General features: G+C 60.2%; 16 protein-coding genes. 3 read left to right on the top strand and 13 right to left on the bottom strand.

The features are described from left to right. Window positions 1-137: 137 nt before the first annotated feature. The 3 genes from JO965_RS00560 to JO965_RS00550 all read right to left on the bottom strand — a co-directional run bounded on the left by JO965_RS00560 (window position 138) and on the right by JO965_RS00550 (window position 1,852). Complete coding sequence (locus tag JO965_RS00560) at window positions 138-575, bottom strand: hypothetical protein (RefSeq protein WP_203441799.1); 438 nt, start codon at window positions 573-575, stop codon at window positions 138-140. After that, a complete protein-coding gene (locus JO965_RS00555) occupies window positions 568-774 on the bottom strand; it encodes a hypothetical protein (RefSeq protein WP_203441798.1) in 207 nt (68 codons plus the stop codon). The genes JO965_RS00560 and JO965_RS00555 overlap by 8 nt, the downstream gene beginning before the upstream one ends. Window positions 775-883: 109 nt before the next feature. Then, the gene (locus JO965_RS00550) at window positions 884-1,852 is read right to left on the bottom strand and encodes a hypothetical protein (RefSeq protein WP_203441797.1); all 969 of its coding nucleotides are present in this window, start codon (window positions 1,850-1,852) and stop codon (window positions 884-886) included. A 572-nt stretch (window positions 1,853-2,424) separates the two neighbouring features. On the opposite strand from JO965_RS00550, the gene JO965_RS00545 reads away from it, so the two are divergent. Further along, window positions 2,425-3,081 (top strand): recombinase family protein, encoded by a 657-nt coding sequence (locus JO965_RS00545; RefSeq protein WP_203441796.1) that lies wholly within the window; start codon window positions 2,425-2,427, stop codon window positions 3,079-3,081. Window positions 3,082-3,538: 457 nt separating this feature from the next. After that, on the top strand, window positions 3,539-3,757 hold the full coding sequence (locus JO965_RS00540; protein WP_203441795.1) for a hypothetical protein: 219 nt from the start codon (window positions 3,539-3,541) through the stop codon (window positions 3,755-3,757). 68 nt (window positions 3,758-3,825) lie between these two features. Here JO965_RS00540 and JO965_RS00535 read toward each other — a convergent pair whose 3' ends face one another. Next, a complete protein-coding gene (locus tag JO965_RS00535; RefSeq protein ID WP_203441794.1) occupies window positions 3,826-4,314 on the bottom strand; it encodes a DUF805 domain-containing protein in 489 nt (162 codons plus the stop codon). An 828-nt stretch (window positions 4,315-5,142) separates the two neighbouring features. On the opposite strand from JO965_RS00535, the gene JO965_RS00530 reads away from it, so the two are divergent. After that, a complete protein-coding gene (locus tag JO965_RS00530; RefSeq protein ID WP_246776695.1) occupies window positions 5,143-5,406 on the top strand; it encodes a hypothetical protein in 264 nt (87 codons plus the stop codon). A gap of 1,635 nt (window positions 5,407-7,041) precedes the next feature. On the opposite strand, the gene JO965_RS00525 is transcribed toward JO965_RS00530, so the two are convergent. The 9 genes from JO965_RS00525 to JO965_RS00485 form a co-directional block, all read right to left on the bottom strand. Beyond that, on the bottom strand, window positions 7,042-7,965 hold the full coding sequence (locus tag JO965_RS00525) for a GntR family transcriptional regulator (RefSeq protein ID WP_203441793.1): 924 nt from the start codon (window positions 7,963-7,965) through the stop codon (window positions 7,042-7,044). Between the two features lie 102 nt (window positions 7,966-8,067). Continuing rightward, on the bottom strand, window positions 8,068-9,033 hold the full coding sequence (locus JO965_RS00520) for a tripartite tricarboxylate transporter substrate binding protein (RefSeq protein WP_256451902.1): 966 nt from the start codon (window positions 9,031-9,033) through the stop codon (window positions 8,068-8,070). Between the two features lie 62 nt (window positions 9,034-9,095). After that, the gene (gene acnA / locus JO965_RS00515) at window positions 9,096-11,795 is read right to left on the bottom strand and encodes an aconitate hydratase AcnA (RefSeq protein WP_371826824.1); all 2,700 of its coding nucleotides are present in this window, start codon (window positions 11,793-11,795) and stop codon (window positions 9,096-9,098) included. A 427-nt stretch (window positions 11,796-12,222) separates the two neighbouring features. Then, entirely contained in the window at window positions 12,223-13,500 is a 1,278-nt protein-coding gene (locus JO965_RS00510; RefSeq protein WP_203441792.1) for a trehalase family glycosidase, read from the bottom strand. A gap of 18 nt (window positions 13,501-13,518) precedes the next feature. Then, complete coding sequence (locus tag JO965_RS00505; RefSeq protein ID WP_203441791.1) at window positions 13,519-14,568, bottom strand: ABC transporter ATP-binding protein; 1,050 nt, start codon at window positions 14,566-14,568, stop codon at window positions 13,519-13,521. Window positions 14,569-14,579: 11 nt separating this feature from the next. Continuing rightward, window positions 14,580-15,440 carry a carbohydrate ABC transporter permease gene (locus JO965_RS00500; protein WP_203441790.1) on the bottom strand — a complete coding sequence of 287 codons (861 nt, stop codon included), beginning with the start codon at window positions 15,438-15,440 and terminating at the stop codon, window positions 14,580-14,582. Beyond that, window positions 15,437-16,288 (bottom strand): carbohydrate ABC transporter permease, encoded by an 852-nt coding sequence (locus tag JO965_RS00495; RefSeq protein WP_203441789.1) that lies wholly within the window; start codon window positions 16,286-16,288, stop codon window positions 15,437-15,439. The genes JO965_RS00500 and JO965_RS00495 overlap by 4 nt, the downstream gene beginning before the upstream one ends. Before the next feature lie 64 nt (window positions 16,289-16,352). Beyond that, on the bottom strand, window positions 16,353-17,636 hold the full coding sequence (locus JO965_RS00490) for an extracellular solute-binding protein (protein ID WP_203441788.1): 1,284 nt from the start codon (window positions 17,634-17,636) through the stop codon (window positions 16,353-16,355). A gap of 68 nt (window positions 17,637-17,704) precedes the next feature. Further along, window positions 17,705-18,709 (bottom strand): LacI family DNA-binding transcriptional regulator, encoded by a 1,005-nt coding sequence (locus tag JO965_RS00485; RefSeq protein ID WP_203441787.1) that lies wholly within the window; start codon window positions 18,707-18,709, stop codon window positions 17,705-17,707. Between the last annotated feature and the right edge of the window lie 236 nt (window positions 18,710-18,945).

The following is an 18,945-nucleotide window of genomic DNA, read 5'->3' as shown; positions in this document are numbered from 1 at the left end:
GGACACGGCGATTGCTGCGTTCACGAGTCTGCTCAGAGACAGCCCATGAACTCCCGTTATTTCTCCAAGCCTGTCGAGATACTCAGGGTTGATATAGACCCTCACAGGTACGGTCTCTCTTTGAGTGGTTTTCCCTCTCAATGGAGCCTCCCTTTGAACTCAAGGAGCCATTCTTCAGGTACAGCACCCTTACCAGCCCATGTGAATCCGTTGGCGTCCGCCCACTCAGCGTAAGTGGTTGTGTCATCACGTGAGAGCGCTTGGTTCTCGCGTTGAAACACAATGCGGAGGTCAATTTCTGGGTGCTGCTGCTGGACGAGAAGGAGCTTTCGGCTGTCCCGATCTGGATTCACGAACCTCCCCTTGATTTCGAGGAATGTGCTCGGACCCAGCTTGAAATCAGGAGTGTAGTTGTGGACCTTCCTGCCCATGATGTAGGGCAACACCTCACCCTCATAAACAAACGGAATCTCAGCTTCCGTGAGTTGCCGTGAGACCTTCCACTCAAGATCAGAGCGGTACTCCGTTCTCGTGAGATTCCTAGACTTCCTTTTGCGTATCTTACCCTTAGCCATTTCCGGCTTCCCTCAGGTACGCCTTGAGTAGCTCATCGAGCAGGATGGGATTGCTTGGTGTGGCTCCTAGCCGCTTGGCGGCAATCTCGTGTGCCTTTCTGAAGAGTTCTCGGCTCTCACCTGAGAGCCGCACATAAAGCCCATAGAACGGAGTTTCCTCCGAGAGGCCCCTTGGTTCGTTGAATCGACGCGTAATCATCGTTGTTGTCCTGTCTGAAAATGCGAAAGGACCCCCATCGCTGGAGGTCCTCTCTTGATTGACCCTAAGCGCCCTTAGGCGCTCTCTTGGTTTGTCTTGGTGCTTTCCGCTATTTGCCCCTGAACAGGGAGCCAATGCTGCCGATGATCGAGCCAGCCGTGGACATTGCCGAAGGTTGTGCCTCAGTCTTGGAGGTTGAGAAGCCTTCGCTACCCCAAAGCTTGTTGCCTACGATGTTGTAGAACTTATCAAGGAGCGACTGCCTGCGCGTGTCCTTGTACTCGTACTTCTGCATGGCGTTATCGAGCTTGGACTGTTTGTCACCCTTGAGAAGCTCGGCAATCGATGACTGAAGACCCAGAACACCAGCCTCATTCGCTAAGGCATCATTCATCATGGTGCTGCCCCTTGCGACTGTATCTCTGGCAAGATCGCCGCGCCCCCCATCGCCCATCAGACTCTTAAGAATGCTCTGCTGATCGCCCTGGCTCATCTTCAGCCCCGTACTCCACGCATCACCACGCATGGTCGCTGATGTGTCACCGGCGAAGTCAGCGACTCCACGTTGAGCAATACCAGCCGCCACGCCCGCACGAGTGCTATTAGTGTTACCAGTGGTCGCGGCGTTCTGGTTGATGCCTCGAATGGTGTCCTCATTGAAGGTCCGTTGAGCATCACGAGTAGAAGCCTCCACCATCGCATCCATGAACGGGTTGTTAGAGTACCGTCCCGCGTTATCGATGTGCGTTGCGGTCCAATCCTTCGCCGCAAAGTCCTCAAGGCTTCTATCGACCTCAGTGAGGGCCTGAGAGCCCCGAGAGAACAAGTCCTGACCACCAGCAGCCTGCGTATCGATGATCCCTTGGCCTGTAGTACCCGCCCAATCACGGACTGCCCTCATGCCTGAGATATCTTGAGGCTCGTAACTAGCAACGTGGTTTCCAGAGTACCCGTTGGAATCCTTCTTGCTGTTGTAGATCTGTTGGGCCTCAGCAAACGCATCCTTCAGATATGGCTGTTGACCGGCCCAAGGGTCAGTTTTCTGATATTCTGTGGTTTTCTGTGATCCGCCACCCATTCGTTATTCCTTTCCGTGGCAAGTGTCTGTGTCTTCATGACAACAAAAAAGAGCCCCGCCATGAAGGCGAGGCCCTGAGAGTTCGGAGAGAGGGGAGAGCCCCTTTCCATAAGATGTTCCTGGAGAGATGCATGATGCCGCTCATGGAAGGCACACACTTCCCCTAAAGCGTCCCATTTCTGCGGGTCTGATGGATCGCATGAGCGGTGCGTTCTCCTTAAGGCTGGCAAGAATGCTTGGAGAGGCTCCCCTTAAAGGGCACAAAAGTGCACGCCCCTCCTTAGGGGCCACAAAAGTGAGTGCTCTCTCCTTAAGGGAGACAAAAATGCAGCCTCTCCTTAAGGGGGACAAAAGTGCGGCATCTCCTAAAGCGTTCCAAAAGCATTAGGAGGTTCCGCGTGTCCCCTTAAGACTGGTAAAAACGCATCTAGGCGCTCTCTCCTTAACTGTGCCAAAAATGCGCGCGCTTGAGAGGTGCTCTCCCTAAGGTGTCCAAAGACGCATTGGTCCAAAATATCTCTTGTGAAATTTGTAAACGGTCATATACTGATTTCACAGACGAGGTTACAACCATGGCTGACGGAAACTTTGTGGCTTATTACAGGACCTCAACCCGCACTCAGGACTTGGGTATCGAGGCACAGAAGGCCACTGTCATTTCCTGGCTCAATGGTGGGAAGCACCAAGTCATCGGAGAGTTTGAGGAACACGAGAGCGGTAAGAACGATGAGCGTAAGCAGCTTCAGGCGGCTATCACCCTCTGTAAGAAACGCAAGGCCACCCTCGTTATCGCCAAGATGGACAGGCTCTCTCGTGATCTCGCGTTTATCGCGAACCTCATGAAGAGTGGCGTTGAGTTCGTGGCCTGTGACAACCCCCATGCCAATAAGCTCACCATCCACATCCTTGCTGCCGTGGCCGAGCACGAGCGGGATATGATAGCCAAGCGCACATCTGAGGCTCTCCAGGCCCTCAAGCGTTCTGGCAAGCGCCTTGGCTCTCCCGAGATCGAGAAGGCACAGGCCAAGAGCCGGGAGGTCAGGACCGTAAAGGCTGACCAGTTTGCGGCAAACGTCCTGCCTGTCATTGAGAAGCTCAAGGCTCAGGGGTTCACGACCCTGAGGGCTATCGCCTCTGAGCTAAACGAGAGGAACGTTAAGACTTCTCGTGGTGGCGAATGGTCTGCCAAGCAAGTGCAGCTTGTCATTGAGCGTGGACACCGCGCCTAATGTCTGAAGGGTAGATCTATCCGTGCTCCTTCCCCTCATCGTCGCTGGATACCCACGAGACCTGAGAGGGCAGAGGCATACTGTGATTGAGAGCTTCTCTTGCTGCCAGTGAGGAGATTGGGTCCCTTTTTGGGTCCCTCCGCTGACCTTTGGCTTTCCTGGACCCACCCACCCGGTTCTTCAGAAAAGAGCTAAAGCCCCAAGCGTTGTTGTTAGCCGCTGCCGTGCAGTGTCGTGAATTTTATGGGTCCCATCTGTAGGGGAAACGCAGGAGCCACCGCTGTCCTCTAAGATTGAGGTAACGGTTATTTGGGTTTCCCATACGTCGCCACAAATAATAGAGATAGGTATTAGTCAGTAATTACTATGTGATTATGTGCGGGAAATACTTATTGCCGACTTTTTTCCTGCGGGTTATAGACACCTTATTGCCTTATTTGAGAAGAAGGAGATGGCAATGACTAAGGGGTCTTATAAGCACTTTCCCGATTTCTATATTACTTGGCACAAAGAACACGGGGCGGCGGCTACCGCGAACACATTAGCGGCAGTAGAACTTCTGCAATCGTCTGGTTACGATCTACACAACGGCCCAAGTATCTTGCTTGCTGCTTCTGAGTTGGAAAGACTGTATGCCGTTATAGATGAGGCCGGGTTATCTACGGTGACTTTATAGAACTAGAGAGGCCCCATTGTTTCCGCAGGGGCCTTTCTTCGGGTAGAACACATACCAATTGCTATATACTATCTACTGCTACTGTACGATTTCCATACAACCCGATTGCTTGGCACCTTAGCGGCTTTAAACTCCGATGCCTTATGAAACGGACCAAAGCGGTTCGCCTCCTGTTGGCTTGGGGCTAGATAGAGCCACAGAGATACACAGATGCCGAATAGCCCTCCAATGACGGCCAGCACCGGCGAAAGCCAAATCATCGCTACTACCCCAACCCACACGGCTGTTAGCCAGATTAGATGTAAGGCTGAGAAGCCAAGGTCATGAAGGCGTTTTGCTTGGAGAGCGTAGAGGCACCAATAGCCTACCGCTTGGAATGTGAGGAAGGTGATCCACCAAGGCAGGGCATTGCCGACAACGCTAATCGATGACGCCATCACTACCTCATGTATGCCGCCTACGATGCTTAAGATCACCAAAACGAGCATCGAATAGCCAAAGTAGGTCAGACGACCAATTCGGCCCTTGAAGCTGAAGAGAATGTCATCGAAAGCCATCGCACCCCCCTTGCGTTAGATAGCTGTTCTAAAGCTAAGCTTAGGGTCCGAGAGTTCCTAGCGTCAATCATGGCAGGCTCCCTTAATCACGTGGTTCTCAGTCAGCCTTGAAAGCTTATCCGCCACGTTCCTGAGCTTGTCTTCGGGGGTTCTTTTGCCTCTCAGAAGCTGGTTCTGCTATAGTCGTTCCAGGGGCGTGCGGTCTTGTATTGAAGATTACAAACTGCGTTTCTCATCCCCCCAAAGGATAACCAAAAGCTTTCTGCCTCATACTTGCCAAGATTTCAGTGAGGCATCTACTTCCTTCTAGTGAATGTCATAGGAAGTGACATGCGTGAGAGTGACCCTTTTCCTATCGAGACGCTTCCACCCAGAATCAAAACTGCTGTCCTTACGGAGTTTCATGGACGTTGCCCCACCGTCCTGGAAGTAGCCAGCACACCTGACTCGCACTGGCTTACAGTACCGAACATGGGTCGCTCATCCCTTGCCCAGCTACGCTCCGTGACAAGGGGGGTGCGCCGGAAGGTTGGGATACCTACCCTATCAGGATTGACCGATACCGAATTGCTGACACACGTTCGGCACTTAGAAACACAACTCAGCCAGTTCAGCGGCGAACTTAAGGCATACCGGGCCGAACTTCACATGAGAGGCATCACCCTTCCTCGTGTCTTATAAGAGCCAGAAGCCTTTAGGTGTTTTGCGCTGCTCTTTGTGCCAATGCTTTCAGCCCTCCTGAAGGCAGAGAGGCGGCTCCAGGGAAGAGGCCCAAGCTTTCCTCATGGAACACTACTTTTCGGAATTGATTGGCTCGCAGGGGAGCCCATGCAGAAAGAAGCCATGCCAAAATACTTCTTCAATATACATATCGGTGAGGATGTTCTCAGCGACCCTGAAGGGCAGACCCTCCGCGATCCCGATCAAGCGTGGGAAGTAGCTAAAGCGATGGCTCAGAACCTGATGGACGCTCAGTTTGAGAGGCCGATTAACTGGGCGTCATCCCATGTTGAGGTGAAGGACGATCTGGATGAAATCGTCCTAGAGTTTCCATTCTTGGAAGCTCTTCAGTTTCCGCAGCAGTCCCACTAGGAACCTTCAAGGCTTCCACAAGGCGTTTCGGGGTAGCAGCCATCCACAGTCTCCCTTACGGCTTATCGACGAACCCACAGGCTCTATGAGATGTTCCATTTTTGTTCTCATGGAGATTCGCCGTGCCCATCCGCCAACGCAAACTGACCGCTGAGCAGGTTCTTGAGGCCCGTCTAAGGTATGCGTCAGGGGAGCGGGAGTGGGGAAAGCTCTCGCGGGATTACAGTGTGAGCCGAGGGGCGATCAAAAGCGCCGTAATGGGCGAAACCTTCAAGGACTTGCCGATGCCACCCAAGAAGGCGCTCCACGATAGGCCCTTCCCGTACGGATAGTTCGCTCAGGAGCCCCGATAGCACCTGTCCATGTCTCTGAGAGACAACCTTCTGTCAGAAGTATTTCTGTTCCACTGTGTGAAGATCTGGGTCAAAAAAACTGTATCATTGCTGCGGCTACCGGGATGTTCTGAACAGTGGCGCAGGCTATCCCCTTGGGCGGCATCTATTTTTCCCAGATTCATTGATGCGCCGGCACAACATTTAGGGCCTTCAGCGAGGCGACCTTGATCCGGCGAAGCGTGGCCGTTGTGAATCCTCTGAAAGGATTCTCAGAGGAATCTCTGTGGCTTAGCTACTTTTCCACATACTTAACAATCTTCCACTATATATAGTTGGAACCGTGAGCCACGACACAAGTTCTTGACGTAGGTGGGGTCCAAAAATTACCTTGCTGAAAGTTCGCGGCTACGTCGAACGAAGGTGATTCGGAGGCCATCTAGAAGAAGAATAACGAGCACACAAGGGTTAGTGTTCAGATAACTCAAGGTTTTCCCGTCGCTGCGGCTGCTCTTTTCCTACGAGCTTCAGCAGCCGCTGAAGGATAGTCGGCATAAGCTGCTATCAATCCGTAAGGAAACCTTATGAGACCACTAACTTGCCCGATCCACCAGCCTGTAAGCGTCACGGACTATCGGCGCTATCGGTTAGGAAAGTGGGAGTATGTGCGCTCTCACTGCCGGGGAATGCCTAAGCGTTAGCCTAAGCACCCCCCGTAGTGCGCAGTCTGGTTGAGGATCAAAGGTTGGTCGCCTTCCTCACCCGGACACCTGAAGGGGGGCGAGAGATCGTCCCCTTTTTCTTTGCTCCACATGGAGCGAAACTGATTGAACAATGCGTCAAACACGCAGCGAATGTTCGGTTCCCACGTACATTGGCTTATCAACTGAATGTTGACAAGCGGGCAACATAAGTGCCGCTCGTGTCAAATAAGACCCCCGCCAGGGAGGCTAAATTCCGCTCCCGACACAAATGCTTACCGGATAGATCGGTGTTGAAGCATTGTGGACAAGGCCACGAACGTGATCCCAGGTATGCAGCTTAGACAATCACCGCCCGCTCTAAAGGAGCCGGCCGAAGGTCACACATTTGCTCACACAGGCTTTACAGGGTGTTACCAAAGTGTTGTAAAATAAGGCTTCTGAGCAACCGATTTCGGTATGTTTGGCCTCTCCTGGGCACCAACCCTTCTCTAAGGGTTGATCTGCAGAGAAATCCAAAGCGATCGAGCTTTGAAGCTCCCCGATGGGGCGAATGGCTCGTTGTGTTCGATTCCGGCCCTTCCTCTTCAATTTGGACACATTCAACGTGAGAGAATGGGCCTGATCTCCTGAAGATTCTCGATGGTATGTTCCAGGTGGCGGCGGAGCGCCTGTGAGGCGTCGTGGTTCCTGCCGCGCTCCAGCAGGTCGAGTATCTGCAGATGCTCCTCGCATTGCTGGCGATAGCGCTTGCGGTCGATCATCGAGCGATAGGAGAGCAGGCGGCGCACGCGGTTGATGCGCCGAACCGCTTCCAGGAAGAACGGATTGCCGGAGGCACCGATGATGGCCTCGTGAAATCGCACGCCGCGTTCATGGAGAGCGTCAGCGCTATCCGTCTCGATGGCGCCATTGAGAAGCCGGAGCTCTGCCTCGCGACAGCGTTCTGCCGTCTCGGGATCGAGATGGTAGGTAGGCTCCAGCAAGGCGGCGGGTTCGAGAGCGAGGCGGACCCGATAGGTCTGTTCCAGGCTCTCGGGCGTCGTCAGCATGGGAGAGAAGGACCAACCGTAGCCGGGGCGGCGCTCGGCCCATCCCTCCTGGGCAATCCGGCTCAAGACCGTGTTCAGCTGCGCCTTCGTGACCCCGTAGGTTTCTTTGAGATAGGCCTCGGAAGCCGGGTCGGGCAGGCCGCCATGAAGATGATCTTCGGCGATCCTGAAATAGATCTCGGAGGTGTCGTCCCGTTTGGCCAGCCCGAGGGCCTCCGCCGACGGAGTCTTCGCATCGGAAACGAAATAGCCGCGGTTGCGCTCATGGACGAGGACGCCCTTGGCCGCGAGGAGCTGCAGGGCCTGTCCTACGGGAAAGCGGGAGACGCTGAACCGCTCCGCCAGTTCCTGGGCGGTGATATGGGCCCCGACAGCCAGTCCCGATCCCCGGATATGATCGAAGATCTGCGCGGCGAGCCCGTCGGTCATCTCCCGCTTGCTGCCTGCTGCACGTTCACTGACCGGGACACTCATCGAAGAAGCCTGACCTCGCCACGGGAAATCACTTTGTCTCTTAAGCGATTCCCCGCGGTATAGCACCGGGAGACCGAAAATCGATCTCCCGGCCAGTCGTTATCAGGACTTCACGAGGCCGATCGACTTCAGGACGTCGCCGACGCGGGTCTGTTCCTCCTTCAGGAAGGTTTCGAACGGCGTACCCGCCAGATAGAAGTCCTCCCAGCCGCGCTGCTTGAGGATCTCGGCCCATTCCTTCGACTTGACCAGCTTGTCGATGGTCTCGGCATGGGCCTTCTTCTGGTCCGCCGTGATGGCCGGAGGCGCCATGATGGCGCGCCAGTTCACGACCTCCACGTCCATGCCCTGCTCCTTCAGGGTGGGAACATCGGCGCCGGTCAGCCGCTTGCCGGACGAGAGGGCAAGCGCCCGCAGCTTACCGGCCTTGATCTGGCTCTCGAACTCGCCGTAGCCGGAGACGCCGGCCGTCACGCGCCCGCCGAGCATGGCCGCGAGAGCCTCGCCGCCGCCCGAGAAGGCGATGTAGTTGACCTTCGCCGGATCGGACCCGGCCGCCTTGGTGAACAGGGCCGCGAGGATATGGTCCGCACCGCCAGCGGAGCCGCCGGCCCAGGTCACCTTCGCCGGATCGGCTTTTGCCGCGGCCGCGAGCTCCTGAACGTTCTTGATCGGCGAATTCGCCGGCACGACGATGACGAGCGGATCGCCCGTGAGACGCGCGATCGGCGTGACCTGATCGAGGCCGACCGGCGACTTGTTGCTGAGGATCGCGCCGATCATGGTGATGCCGTTGACCATGAGCTGGTTCGGATCGCCTTTTCCGTTGTTGACGAATTGCGCGAGGCCGATGGTGCCGCCGGCGCCGGTGACGTTGGTGACCTGAACGCTCTTGGCAAGCCCGGTCTGCGTCAGCACCTGCTGAATCGAGCGGGCTGCGGAATCCCAGCCGCCGCCGGGGCCGGCCGGGGCCATGATCTTGAGTTCCTGCTGCGCGAAGGCCGATGATGCGACGAGCGTCAAAGCGGCCACGGCAACGCCGCGAAGTGTCTTGCTGAAGTGGCTCACGAGTTCCTCCCTTTAAGGTTGCGTGAGATGGTGAGCGCGAAGCGGATTTTTGCCGCTCAGCGTCAGGTGTTCGGCGAAGCCTCTCGCCGGGTTGTTTCACCGTTGCCGGTGAATTCAGGTGCAGGCTTCTCGCGGCTTGTGGCCTCCGCGTTGACGACGCGCTGCAGGATGAGGGGAATGATGCCGCCGCTCTTCAGGATCTCGACCTCGAGGCCGGTTTCGATGGCAGCAATGGCAATGAAGGTTTCGCTCGCGCCCGATGCGCGCCGGATCGTGACGGGCACGGCGCAGCGCGGGCTGATCTTCGCGGCATCGGCATCGATGAGAATTTGATCGCCGGGCAGAAGGTGCAGATCGTTCGGATGCCGCTCTGCAGGCAGGCGGAGAGGCAGGATGCCCATGCCGATCAGGTTCGAGCGATGGATGCGCTCGAAGCTCGAGGCCAACACCGCGCGCGCGCCGAGAAGCGCCACGCCCTTCGCCGCCCAATCGCGCGACGATCCCATGCCGTAGCGCTCTCCCGCCACGACGACGACGGAGGCATTCTCGCTGGCATAGCGCTCGGCGGCGCGCCACAGGGGCAGGTGCTCGTCCGTTCCGACATGAATCGTGAAGCCCGGCGCGATCTGCGGGTCGAGCAGGTTGCGCACCGACTTATTGGTGAACAGGCCCCGGACCATCGCTTCCCAATTGCCGCGACGGGAAGCGAAGACGTTGAGGTCACGCCGGTTCTCGCCGCGCTCGATGAGATAGTCCGCAGCCTCTCCCGTTTGCGGAATCTGTCCGGCCGGCGAGATGTGATCGGTGGTGACGTCGTCGCCGAGCACGAGCAGCGGATGCGCCGCATAAGTGCCGAGCAGCGTGCCCTTGCCGAACCCTGCGAAGGGCGGACGGCGGATATAGGTCGAGGCCGGATTCCAGGGAAAGAGATCGGTGGCAGGCGCATCGAGCACCCGCCATGTCTCGCTGGCCTCGGCCTCGTCGTACGAGGTCTCGTAATCGCCTGCATCGATGGCCATGGCGAGCGCTGCATCGATCTCGCCGCCGGTGGGCCAGAGATCGGTGAGTCTGATCTCCTCGCCGGACGACGCGCGCCCGATGGGATCGGTCAGGATGTTGCGGTTCACGTCGCCCGCAAGGGCAAAGGCGACGACGAGAGGAGGCGAGGCCAGGAAGCCTGCTTCGAGCTGCGGGTGAACGCGTCCCGGAAAGTTGCGGTTGCCGGACAGAACGGCGACGGGAAGGATGCCGCGCTCCGTCATGGCTTGCTCGACCACGGCAGGCAGCGGACCGGAATTGCCGATGCAGGTCGTGCAGCCATAGCCGACGATGCCGAAGCCGACCGCCTCAAGATCCTCCAGCAATCCGGCGCGGCGCAGATAGCGTTCGGCTGTCGGCGAGCCCGGCGCGAGCGATGTTTTTACCCAGGCTGGCGGCGTGAGGCCGAAGCTTCGCGCCTTGCGGGCGACGAGGCCCGCGGCGACCAGGAGCCTCGGATCGGACGTGTTGGTGCAACTCGTGATCGCCGCGATGGCCACGGACCCGTTGCCCAGTTGATCATCCGAGATCGGACGGCCCGCGAGCATGGGAGCAAGAGCTTCGACAGTCTTACCTGCTGGAATGCGGTCCTGCGGTCGGCGCGGCCCGGCGAGGCTGACTTCGACCTCGTCGAGATCGATCTCGATCGTGTCCGTGAAGCGCGGAGACGCTTTAGGATCGAACCAGAGACCCTGCCGCTTGGCATAGTCTTCCACGAGACGGATGTGATCGGCGCTGCGGCCCGTTTCACGCAAATAGCGCAGTGTCTGATCGTCGATGGGAAAGAACCCGGAATTGGCGCCGAATTCCGGAGTCATGTTGGCGATGACGGCGCGGTCGCCGGCGGAGAGTGTCGAGACGCCCTCGCCGTAGAACTCGACGAAGCGGTCGGCGAGATCGATGCGACGGAGGCGCTCGGTGACCGTCAATGCCAGATCGGTTGCGAGTACACCGTGACGTAGGCGTCCTAGGAGGCGCACACCGACGACGTCCGGCACGCGGATCATCACCGGCATGCTGAAGAACACGCTCTCGGCTTCCAGTCCGCCGACGCCCCAGCCGAGCACCCCGATGCCGTTGATCATCGGCGTGTGGCTGTCGGTGCCGATCAGGGTGTCCGGCATGGCCCATGACACGCCATCCCGCTCGGCCGTGGTGACGACACTCGCCAGGCGCTCGAGGTTGAGCGTGTGCATGATGCCGGTGCCGGGCGGATGGACGCGGAATCCAGTCAGCGCCCGTGTCGCCCATTTCATGAAGCGGTAGCGCTCGGCGTTGCGTCCGTATTCGCGCTCCATGTTGAGGCGCAGGGAATCGCGGGAGCCGAACACGTCGACCCCGAGGGAATGGTCGGTCGAGACATCGACCGGCAGGACGGGATTGAGCCGGCTCGAATCGTGCCCGGCCTCGGCGAGGGAAGCCCGCATGCCGGCAATGTCGACCAGAGCCGGGCCGCAGGTGGTGTCATGCATCATGACGCGGCCGGGCAGGAACGGGATCTCCTCGTCGCTGCGCCCGGTCTCCAGCCAGCTCAGGATCGCGGCCCTGGCCCGCGGCGCATCCTCGCCTGCGTTGCGCAGCACGTTCTCCAGCATGATCCGCAGGATATGCGGCATGAGTTCGAGGTCGCCTCCGGCCGCTGCCGGGAGGTCGACGATACGAAGCCGCCGCCCATTGACGTCCATGGTCGATACGCCGGCTCGGATTTCCGATCTGTGGATCATGGGTAGATATTGCATAATGAAATTTAGAAATGCAAATAGTTTTTTGCATTTTATTGATTCAATATGCCAAAGTGGTTCGCCGTGCGCCGCGCCCCAAGCTGGGCGACGCGTCGATGCTGTTGTACAAGAGATCTCAAAAATCCCTCGTAACCACTGATTTTGCTATGAATATGAGCGCTTTGGCACCGTGCCGAGAAGGCGCTATCCCTTCCTGAGGGTTTGCTGCGAAGCCTGAAAAAGGCTCAGCAACAGCACATCGCGCCGACCGTTAAGCTGGCGTTCCTAGCCTTGGTAGAACTGCGGATGCCGTTTTTCGAAGGCGCGGACCGTTGGTCCGCGCCTGACAATGCTCCAGAGCAATTCCTGGACAACCAGACTGATGACCGGGTACGGGTGCCTGACCTTGCAGCCGTCTTGACGCCCGCCGTCAGGTTCGCCGTCCGAGCACCATGTAGGCAGCGGCCGTCCAGGAGAAGGTGTCTCCGCCAAGACCCTCTCCTGTCGTCGGATCGAAATATTCGCAGAAACCTGCCTTCTCGATGGCTCGCACGGTTCCGCGCTCGATCCGCCGCGCAAGATCCTCGGACCCGTTCAGGCGCAGGCCGTCCGAGATAAGCCAGTTGACGACGGCCCAGACGGGGCCGCGCCAATAGCGCTTCGGTTCGAAGGATGGCGAGAAGGCGGGCGTCGAGGGAACGCCGACGACCATGCCGTCGAGCCAGCGTTCGATCTCCTCCGCGATCGCCTTCCGCTTCGGCTCATCGAGGGTCAGGGCGACGAGAGGAATGAAAGCGGCCTGCGTCGGCGTCTCGATATCCTGTCCTGAGATCAGGTCGAGATTGACGAAACGCGACAGCTCCGGCCGCCAGCGGCTGGCAAGACCGTCGAGGAGCTTTTCGTGCATGCGCGCGAGTTCCGACTTCTCGTCGTCGGACCCAAATGTTTCTGCGAGATGCATGAGATCGGCCGTCGCGCGTGCGAGAACGCCGGTCATCTGCACGTCGGCGATCTTGAAGGGGGCAGCCGCCCATTGCCGCTTCGGATCCCAGCCGCAATCGCGATAGGTATCGACGAGATGGATGAAGCGCTGGTAGTCCTCGTCACGCGGACGCATAGAGGCATCCACGTGGCCCGTGTCCTTGCGGCGGATCGTGGTCGTCGTGGTCGTAGGCACGCGGGCGAGCGCCGCGTCCCAAGCCGGCGAGTTGTCGCTGCCGCTCTCCCAGGGATGAAGGATCGAGACGACGCCGAGTCCCTCAGGATCGCGTGCCGATAGCCACCAGCGATGCGAGCGCAGGGCCGCCTGGAACAGCGCCTTCGTGCGTGCCGCGGCATCGGCCCTGCTGGTGGCGAGAGCCGCTTCGTGAACATGACGCAGGGCCATGCCGAAGACCGGTGGCTGCGTGATGCCGGAGGTCGGAATGCGGTGGTGCGTGCCCCACACGTCCGGGCCAGGAAAATACGTATCGCTCGGCGCATGGAACACGATATGTGGGATCATGCCGTCGTCCCACTGGCCCTCGATCAAGCGCTCAAGCTCGCGATAGGCGCGGTCCACGTCGAAGAGGGCAAAGCCCATGGCCACGAAGGCGGAATCCCAGTTCCACTGGAACGGATAGAGCCGGTCGGTCGGGACTGTGTATCCACCGCGATCGTTGCGCGCGAGAATGGTGCGCGCGGCTTCTTCCTTCGGAAGCATGGTCATTTGAAAAATTCCTTTAATTCAAACCCGGGCGAGCGCCCGCCCGGTGGTGCTGTCGATCCAGGTCACGCGCGCGGGATCGACATTCAGGCCCACGCGCTCGCCGGCATTCACTTTTGCCGTCGGCGGCGCGACGATGCGGGCGAGCTGGCCGTCGATGGCACCTGTCAGGAGCAGGTGCGAGCCCATCGGCTCGACGACGCGCACATCGAAGGGAATGCCGGAGCCGTTGGGGCTCAAGCTCGCATCCTCGCCGCGCAGTCCGAGTTCCATGTCCTTGCCTGTCGATGGGCATGGCAGCGCGGCCTCGCCGATCCTCGCTGTGCCATGGCTGCACTGGACCTTGATGAAGTTCATCGGCGGCGATCCGATAAAGCCGCCGACGAAGCGGGTCGCGGGCGTGGCGTAAATCTCGAGCGGCGAGCCGATCTGGTCGATCTTGCCGCCGTACATGACCGCAATCCGGTCGGCGAGGCCCATGGCCTCGGTCTGGTCGTGGGTCACGTAGATGGTCGTCGTGCCGGCCTCGCGCAGAACGGCCTTCAGCTCGGTGCGCATCTCGAGGCGAAGCAGCGCATCGAGATTGGAGAGCGGCTCGTCCATGAGCAGAACGGCCGGCTCGACGGCGAGCGCGCGCGCCACCGCCACGCGCTGGCGCTGGCCGCCCGAGAGTTTCGCCGGGTAGCGGTCGAGATAGGTTTCGATGTGGAGCAGGGCGGCCGCGCGCTCGACCTTGCGTTTCACATCGGCTTGAGAGGCTTTCTGCATGCGCAGGCCGAAGGCGACGTTCTCGAACACGGTCATGTGCGGGAAAACGGCGTAGTTCTGAAAAACCATCGCGAGGCCGCGCTTGCGCGGTGCGAGGTCGCTTACGTCCTGCCCGCCGATCACGACGCGGCCGGCGGTCTGCGTCTCGAGGCCCGCGATGATGCGAAGCAACGTGGTCTTGCCGCAGCCGGAAGGACCGAGCAGGGCGACGAACTCGCCGTCGTTGACGGTGAGCGAAACCTCCTGCAGGGCGCGGAAGGTGCCGAATTCCTTGACGACGCGGTCGATGACGATATCAGCCATGGGACGATCCGTTACTTACTGGCAATGCCCCACACCGCGAACAGGTATCGCCTGACGGCGAAGATGAAGAGCACGGAGGGGATGATGAGGATGAAGCCGCCGGCGAAGCGGTAATGCAGCGGGCTCTCGGCGAGAATCCGGAGCAGATAGGCGGTGAGCGTCCGTTCGCGCACGGTGAGGATCGAGGCGGCGAACACCTCGTTCCACGAGATCACGAAGGCGAAGATTGCGGTTGCGGCAAGGCCCGGCAGGGCCAGCGGCAGGATCACTTTGATGAAGGCCTGGAAGCGCGTGCAACCGAAGACCCAGGCCGCTTCCTCGTATTCGCGCGGGATGCCCATGAACAGGCTCTGCGTGACGAGTGCCGCGAAGGGCAGCGCCAGCACCGTATGGATCAGCGAGACGCCGACGGGCGTGTCGTAGAGTCCTAAGCGAATGAACGAGACGGTGAGCGGCAGCGCCAGGATGGCGAGTGGGAAGGCGCGGGTGAGGAGAACGAGCAGCCGATAGGCGTTCTGTCCGCGGAAGGTATAGCGCGCCAGCGCATAGCCCGCGGGAGCACCGAGCGCGATGGAGAACACCACCGTCAGTCCCGCCGCGATGAGCGAATTGACGAGGGCGTTGAACACGCCCTCGATGGCGAGGAACTGGCTCATGGCCGCAAAGGACAGATCCGTGGGCCAGATCGATTTCGGCCAGCGGAACACGCCGAGCCTGCCGCCGAAGGCGCCGAGCGCGACGAGATAGATCGGCACCAACACCCAGGCGATGAGGGCCGCAAGGCCGGTCCAGAGAAGCAGGCGGCGCGCGGAGGGAAGAGCCATGCTGCGGCTCGTCGAGGTGGATTTCAGTTCGGCAGCGCTGCTTGTCATGGGAGCTGCTCCGGACGCGTTCTCAGCACGCGCAGATAGACGGCGGTGGCGGCGAGCGAGATCGCCATGATGAGAACCGCATAGGCCGCGGCGACGCCGTAATTCTGGTTGTCGTTCTGCCAGACATAGGCCTCGCCGGCGAGAACGGGGAAGTTGCGCCCGCCGAGCGCGTACACAACGGCGAAGACCTCGAAGGCGAGCACCGTGCGCAGGATCAGCGCCGATTGCAGGCTGGGTTTCAGGAGTGGCAGGGTGATCTTCGTGAAGCGCGTCCAGGGCTTCGCACCGAAGATCTCGGCGGCTTCCGCAAATTCCTTCGGGATCAGCTGCAGGCCGGCAATCAGGATCACCAGCACGATGGCCGTGGCGCGCCAGAGTTCGGCCAGAACGATGGCGAAGAACAGGGCGACGGGAGTCTCCTGCGAGAGCCAGCCGACGGGCCCTTGGATGAGCCCGAGCGCATAGAGCGCGGAGTTGAGATAGCCGGTGTTCTGCAAAAGCGCGAGCCAGGCGAGACCGGCGGCGAGATCCGAGATACCGAGCGGAATGGTGAGCACCCACAGGACGAGATCCCGCCCCTTGTCGAGCTTCGTCACCATGGTGGCCATGGCGAGCGCCAGCACCACCTGGAGCGGCACGACCACGAGGGTGAGCAGGAAGGTGTTCTTGACGGCGAACGAGAAGTTCAGGTCGCCGGCCATGCGCCGGTAATTCTCCAGCGACATGCCCTCGCCTGCGGAGAATGACAGCCACACCGTCTGCACCAGCGGCACAAGAAACAGCGCAGCGAGAAAGACGACCGATGGCGCGATCAGCGCATAGGGAATCCAGGATGTGCGCGCAGGCATGGAAAGCCGCTCCACTCGCGAGGAGGTGGCCCGGCGAAACGCATTCCGCCGGGCTTTTGCTATTTTACTGAACGGCGCAGGCGCCCTGGCTCGGCTTGTCGGGAGCCCAGCACGGCGCGCCGGTTTCCTTCATGAGCGCGTCGAGCACTTTCGCCTGGGCTTCGAGCACGTCCTTCACCGGCTCGTTGCGCAGCACGATGCGCTGGAACGAGTCCATATAGACCTTGTTGAACTCGCCGCCCTTGGCGCCGAGGCCGACAGGCAGGAGCGAGACGAGCGCATCCTTTGCATTCTGCGTTGCATCGACCGCGCCGGCGAGCAGCTTGATGCCAGGCGCAAGATCCGGCGGCAGCTGGGCCTTCACGACCGGGAAGAAGCCGACTTCCGCGGCCGTCGCCAGCTGCGTCGCGGGCTTCGTCATGTGCTCGATCACCGCCACGGCGCCTGCGCGGTTCGGCGCATCCTTCGGAATGGCGAGGCCGGCGATCACCGGCATGTAGCCGCGCCCCTTCGGGCCTGCCGGCGCCGGGAAGGCGACGAACTGGTCGGGCTGCAGGGTGAGCGCTTCCTTCACGCGGGCGATATGGTCCCACGCGACCCAAACTTCGCCTGCGAGCAGCGGCTCCTGCATGAAGTTGTAGTTGGTGGAGTTAGGATTCGACACCGCCCAGATTTCCTTCAGAGCATTCCATCCGGCTTCGGCATCGGCCGACTTGAAGGTCGTCACCACGCCGCCGGTGAAGGAGGGATAGAAATAGCCCTGGAAGAAGCGCGGCAAGAGGCCCGTCGGGCCGGCCGGGAAACCGAGGCGGCGCTGGCCGGTCTTGTCGACGATGTTCTTGCCCCATTGCTGCAGCTGCGCATAGGTGAGGTTGTTCACGTCTGCACCCGCCGGCAGGTATTGCAGCGCCTGCTTGTTGGCGACCATCACGTAGGTGGCCTGCATCCACGGGATGTATTGCTGCTGGTTCGTTCCGAGCTTGCCGAGATCCATCAGGCTCGCCGGAATGCCGCGATCGGTCAGCTTCGCGGCGACATCGTCGACGGGCTGGAGATCGGCCGGCACGTGCGGCTGCAATTCGCCGTGCAGCGCGCCGACGACGCTCGCCGTGCGCTTGCCCGCCTGCGTCTCTGCCTTCATGCGGACAGCGAAGGCAGGCGGTTCATCGACGACGTATGTGACCTTGCCGGGCAATCCCTTCAGCAGGACCTCGCGGACTTTCGTCGCTTCCTCGATGGGACGAAGCTGTGTCGAGTAGAAAATCGTTTCCTGCGCCTGAGCGACCGTGAGCCCTCCGAAAAGGGCGGCCGCGGCGGCAATGGCGCGAAGCGATACCGGATGCGTCATTTCCTTCCTCCATCGGTCCCTTCTTAGTGCCGCTCGACCCGGGGCCGGAAAGGTCGAGGGCATCAGGCTCAGTTCGCCGTTCCGTGAGTGGCCCTCGGAACCTGCCGAACCGGCAGAATGGTTTGCAGCTCACGGGCATCGCGTCCGCCAAGCCGCGCAATCAGCATCTCCGCCAGCTGCCGGCCGACATCGGGCGCGGCGATCTCCATGCTCGACAGCGGCGGGTCCGTGAATGCAGCGGACGGCAGATTATCGTGACCGATCACGGCTATATCGCGCCCGGCAGCAAGGCCGCGCTCCTTGAGCGCGCTCAAAGCGCCGATCGCCATGCTGTCGGTCGCGCACAGAAGAGCCGTGGGAGGCGCGTCCTGCTGCAAAAGCCATTGCGCGGCCTCGTAGCCGCCGGCTTCCGTCGGTTGCGCCGTATATTCGATTGGCTCCGAGTTCATCTCTTCAACGGCATCCAGCCAGCCCTTGCGGCGCAGATGAGCGAAAGTGAAGTCCTGCGGAGCCGCGATATGGGCGATGCGCCGGTGGCCGGAGGATGCAAGCTGTCGAGCGGCATCCCGGAAGCCGGCCTCTCCGTCGCCGTCGATGAAGGCGTGCTCTTCCGGCTGGGCGGTGCGGCCATGGGTGACGAAGGGAATGCCGCGCTCCTTCATGAAGGCGACCCGCTCGTCCTCGAGCCGCGTGCGCACGACGATCACCGCATCGGCGCGCCTTCCATCGAGGAGACGTCGGTAGGTGTCCATCTCGCCGGCGCGGCCGGCGGTTGGCAGCAGCATCAGGTCGAGCCCTTCCTCGGCAAGCCTCTGGCCGCAGGCAGCGAGCATGTTCAGGAAGATCGGAGGGCCGAAGCGCCCCGGCTCCGTCGGCAGGGTTACGGCCACCGCTTCGGCCCTGCGCCGGCGCAGGCTGCGCGCGGCCGGGTTCGGCCGGTAATTCATGGCCTGGGCTGCCGCTTGCACCCGCTCGCGGGTGGCCGGCGCCACGTCGGAATAACCGTCGAGGGCGCGCGATACCGTCGTAATCGACAGGCCGAGCGATTGCGCAAGAATCTTCAGGTTCGACACAGGGTTCAAACTCTCCTGGTGCTCATAAATAGATCTCCAAAACGTTTTGGAAAGTCAACATTCCCAGATTAGGTCCTTGGTATAGGGTTCAGACTAATGGGGATGCAGAGGGGCCGGGCCTCAGTGCCTGGCCAGGAATGACACCCCTCATCGCCGGGCTCGTACCGACCCTCGATTAGAAAAACGCTGCACCTTTTGGATCGGGATCACCAGCACAAAGCCCGCGATGACGAAAG

The organism is Microvirga sp. VF16 (assembly GCF_016864375.1).
Lineage (GTDB): Bacteria > Pseudomonadota > Alphaproteobacteria > Rhizobiales > Beijerinckiaceae > Microvirga.
Note: the sequence above shows the minus strand (reverse complement) of the source record. Positions and strands in the feature narration are given on the sequence as shown.